The organism is Flavobacterium sp., assembly GCF_023151265.1.
Lineage (GTDB): Bacteria > Bacteroidota > Bacteroidia > Flavobacteriales > Flavobacteriaceae > Flavobacterium.
In genome coordinates this window covers 1-5334 of record NZ_JAKLJH010000167.1, presented here as the reverse complement: position 1 = coordinate 5334, position 5334 = coordinate 1, and the positions used below count along the sequence as shown (strand labels likewise).

Below are 5334 nucleotides of genomic sequence, written 5' to 3'. Positions count from 1 at the left end.
ATTTTTATGGAATCATATAAACCTATTATTTACGCAATTTTAACAGCAATGGCATGGGGAATCGGCGGATATTTTGAAAAAAAGGGGCTTCACCTCGGAAATCTCCCCCCTCAGCTTGGCATCACCATCCGGACATTTGTTGCACTTATCATTCTGGGGGCGGTCAGTTTCCCCCATTGGGGTAAAATTGCCACTGCCGGGCCTAAAGCACTGACCTACATGGTCATTGGCGGCGGGGTGGTAGCCGGCTCAGTCGGGATGCTATGCTTCTATGCTGCAATCAAAGGCGCACCCCTGACCAAAGTAATGCCCATTGCTTTTACCTCACCCCTCTTTGGCGCACTTATGGGAATCATCCTTGGCGGCGAACCCCTCACCCTCAAAACCATCATCGGCATGCTCATGACCATCGGAGGAATCATCGTGCTGACGATTTGAGAGATTAAAGAATTCAGTTCCCGGAAGATTTTTGATGAATGAAATTTCTGTCTAAGTTTGAATAGCCTATCCAAGTTAAAAAAAAATCATTATATTTGACATTTTCAACACTAATTGAGGGGTATCCTCGTTTTGGATTAAATGATGAAAATCTCAACGGAATTACTAAAAGAGTTTCAAAAAAGATTAAAAATTGGAAATCGAAGAGGAGTGCACTTAAACGCAGTTCCAGGGAAATCCAACTACAAACTAGACCTCGCAACTATAGAAATTAAGGACAAAAATCTCCCAAAGATTTTCATAGAAAAGTTATTAACCGAAGATGAATTTATTTTTAAAATTGATATTGGCGCACCAAATTTGGCAAGCAATACAAATCAACAAAACATACTTTCCCATGGTAAAATAAGTAAAGTACTACTAAATTTATTCATCCAAAATCAGACAGTGAAATCTGAAAAAGGTATAAACACCTTCGGCTTTGGATATCCTATTGTGTGCTTAAGAAGTATAAAAGATTCAAAAATAATTGTTGCACCAATTTTGATTTGGGAACTCTCTCTTTCACCCGGAAAGAATGCAAACAGTTATGAAATTGGAAAATTTAATGATTCAAGAGTTTTACTCAACGAGGTTTTAATAAACTTTATTGGTAACGATTTTGGCAGAACCATTAAGATCCCCGCAGATGATTTCAATGAAGATGATAAAATTAGCAAAGAATCAATATTAAGGATTTGCAAGCAAATTTTATACAATTTTAGCAGTAATACAAACAATGAGATTCAGCAAGACATAGATTTAATATTTCATGAGCTGCAAAAAATTCCAGAAAAGGAAAACCTTGAAAAAATTGTCAAAGAACCCGGCGCAATACTGTTTATAAATAGTGGGCTGTTTTCTCTTTTTGAAACACAAAAACAAATAATTATCGATGAGTATGACAAATTAATTGTAGAAAATAAAGAATTCGATTTTAATCAGGTAATTGAAAACCGGGATTTTCAACCACTAAGTGCGATTGAAACAGATCCCTCTCAACAACAAATTTTAGCAAATTTAAACCTGAGAAAATATTTACTACTTCAAGGACCTCCTGGTACTGGGAAAAGCCAAACACTTACTAGCATATTAATAAATGCGTTGGAAAACAATAAAAAGGTTCTAGTCGTTTGTGAAAAAAATACTGCTCTTGAAGTTCTTATCAACTCACTTAAAAAGCTGAAACTGGATGAATATTGTATTCTTTTACGTGACTTAACAAAGGATCGCAAAATAGTTGTCGAGAGAGTTCGACATCTTGCAAAACAGCATCCCACCCATACATTTTCAGGCGGTGTAACAAAAAATCTCCACAAAAATAACCTCCTTAACCTCGAACTTGCAATAAATAACGCTAATGAAAAACTAAATGAATTAAATAAAGCATACATTGACGATCAGGCATGGAAATATTGTGTTGGTAAATACCTAAAATGCAATCGCGAACTTAAAGACCTTAAAGACATTCCTGACCTTAGTAAAGTCATTGATTTGAGTAAAAAGAATTATCAAAAATCTGCTGATGAACTAAAACAAGGGGAAAAACTTTACCGTAAAAACAAATATAGAAAATCATTAAAAATACTTGACGCAAGAACCGCATTAAAATCAGACATAGTTAAGTACGAAGTTTTAGTTAGCCAAAAACTACATCAATATGAAATCTTAATCGCGAATATTGATGATAGCTTAAGTCAAATAATTGACGAATATATTGAAAAGAAGCAAAAAGAAGCAAGATTGCTTTTTCGTGACTTATTCCAACTTATTGACTTGAGCAAAAACATTCTTAACGAATACAAAAATAATGCTAACTTTTTATCACGAAATTATACCACACTTGGCAGAAAGCTTCTCAATTTTTTCTCAAATGAATCAAGAGAATCCTCATCTTCATATTTTACTTTAAAGGCTAAAATAGAACTAATACAAAACAAAATAGAATGGAGTGTATTTACCACAAATTTGGTAACATATGGCATTCGAGATGTAACCTATGAAAAATTGGAAGACCTAAGAATAGCTTTAAAGAAATGTCACGAGAATCTCCCTTCAGTTTTAGCTAATCTTAAAAGCAACTTTGACATTTATACAGCTCATACTTCAGGATACACTTCGAGTAAGATAAAAGAAACTATTTTCTTGATCACAAATCTAGTATCACATGTAACTGACGACAAAATAATTGATCCTTCTAAAGTTTTTAAGTCAAAGAAACAATCTTCTGTGGAATTAAATGTTGACAAACAAACCTATGAGGAATTAAGAACAGAAATTTGGAAATTAAGCAGGTTAATTAAATCAGATCCCAAAATTCTTGAATACTGGTATAACTGGATGAACTTTTATCACAAGCAAGATAGATATCATCAATTTATTATCAAGAGAATTTTTAGTTTTAGGAAATGGTCAACCATATTTTTATATAATTATTTCAAAGAGTATATCCTTAATAATTTCTCGGCCCGACTTCCTTTAACTGATGATGATTTTCTTAAACTACGAGTGCAACTTAATAATTTTAAGGATTCTCAGATTGATTTTGTTAGACAGATTTCAGCAATACAATGTCAAACTGCAATTGATGATTTTAGAAAATCTCACCCCGATACAACAATTGAGGCAATGTACAATCTTAAGGTTGGAATCAAAAACAGAACAAAACTTTCCTTAAGAAATTTGGTGAGATATGACATCGACTTTTTCACTAAAGTATTCCCTATTATTCTAACAACACCTGAGGTCTCAGCAACAATATTCCCAAAGGAGGGATATTTTGATATAGTACTCTTCGATGAAGCTAGTCAACTTAAAGTAGAAGATACTTTCCCATCATTATTAAAGGGCAAACAAATTGTTGTTTCTGGTGACGAACATCAAATGCCTCCCTCTTCCTATTTCACACAAATATTTGATGGTATATTAAATGATGATGAAGAAATTGATTCAGAAAAGATTAATACAACTTATATTGATAGCATTCTTGAGTCTGAATCCTTACTTGAGTTTGCATCATATTTGAAATTTTATGAGGTTTTTCTCGAATTTCATTATAGATCTAGACATCCGCTATTGATTGACTTTTCCAATCATGCATTTTATGGGCGAAGATTAAAACCACTTCCCCCACTGTTTAATTATACACCCATTAATTATATTAATGTAGGTGGACTTTTTATAAATCACGAAAATCAAAAAGAAGCAGAAAAGGTTTTAAGTATAATTGATCTGGAAATTAATCCAATTAATGGTGAATACCCATCACTTGGGGTTGCTACATTCAATTTAAGTCAAAGGAATCTGATACTTAGAAAAATTATAGAGCGGAAAAGTGATGCTAGATATGCTAAGTTCAATAATAAAATTGATAAATTAGAAGCGAAAGGTTTTTTTGTTAAAAATCTGGAAAATATTCAAGGCGATGAAAGAGACATCATTATTCTTTCCACGACATTCGGACCAAATACGGATAATAAATTCTATCATCATTTTGGTCCCTTAAATTTTGCAAAAGGTTATCGTTTACTAAATGTAATAATCACCAGAGCAAAATACAAGATTTTTGTTATAACTTCATTTCCTGAGCCAACATTCTTATCATATAAAACATACTTGGAACATATTGGCAGTAATAATCGTAGATCTGTCTTGTTTGCTTATTTAGCATATGCGAAAGCTGTTAGTGAGGGTAACATTGGTATGATTGACGAAATCTTTAAAAGTTTAGACGATTTCTCACCACCACTTAATCCTAATCACCAACCTGATGGGCTTTTAGAATCGCCTTTTGAGGAAGAAGTTTATTATTCTCTATGTGACAAGATACCTAAAGATAGAATTATTATTCAATATGAACAATCAGGATTTAGAATTGATTTGGTTTATCTCCCCAAAAATAAATGGGCTCGAAAAATTGCTATTGAATGTGATGGAGAAACTTATCACAATAATTCGCTTGCCTATCTGAATGATCTGAGTCGGCAAAAAATATTAGAATCAAATGGATTTGTTTTTTATCGTATCTGGAGTACGAATTGGTGGCGTCATCCTGAGCTTGAGCTCAAACAGCTTTTGAAATTTATAAACATGGTTGAAAATGAAAATCACCAAGTTGCAAGTGATGAACTTTTAACATTCTATCAGAAGAAGAACACAACTGAAATCTCTCATTCGATAAGTCCTAATGAGCCAGTGCAACAAACTGAAGAATCAGCTATGTTTCAATCGAATAATGTGACGAATATCTATGTTCAAAGCAAAAATAATACTGAAAAGAATAGTATTATCAAAGTAAAAGATTCCACAGATCAAAATACATTTTTAAGAATTACTCAAGACTCCTTAGTTACACTACAAAATCTTAAGGATTCTAGGTTGTTTAAATGTTTTATCACAAAGAGAGTAGAGTTAAACAACAAGTTTAACGATGAGTATAGAGCCATCAATGAGAAATCCCCCCTTGGGCGAGAACTTATTAACCGCATTGAAGGAGATGAAATTACAGTACCAACAACTGGAACTAAATTTAAAATTGTAAAAGTATTAAAATCAAATAATAATTAATTTTAATATCTCAAAGATATTGGATAAAATTTAGTTATTTAGTCTTTATCACAGATTTAACACGTTCTCAACAATACCATTTATGTGGTTTAGATAATCCACGATCAGTCGAAGCGGCGAAAATCTTTATTTTGCTGAGGAAGCGTTGAGATTTCGGTAAATTTGAGGGTATTTTTTTCACTTTTACAGCGATTTTTATGGAATCATATAAACCTATTATTTACGCAATTTTAACAGCAATGGCATGGGGAATCGGCGGATATTTTGAAAAAAAGGGGCTTCACCTCGGAA

General features: G+C 32.8%; 2 protein-coding genes. Both read left to right on the top strand.

Features of this window, described 5'->3' with window-relative positions:
* The coding region (locus L6Q46_RS12615) for an EamA family transporter (protein WP_291284600.1) at window positions 1-438 on the top strand (438 nt) is incomplete at its 5' end.
* Window positions 439-582: 144 nt separating this feature from the next.
* Window positions 583-5043, top strand: coding sequence for an AAA domain-containing protein (locus L6Q46_RS12610; RefSeq protein ID WP_291284599.1), 4461 nt, complete (start codon window positions 583-585; stop codon window positions 5041-5043).
* The last annotated feature ends 291 nt before the right edge of the window (window positions 5044-5334 follow it).

What these genes read in the sequence shown, in the direction of transcription:
- L6Q46_RS12610 (WP_291284599.1), top strand. Translation starts at nt 583, where the DNA reads ATGAAAATCTCAACGGAATTACTAAAAGAGTTTCAAAAAAGATTAAAA.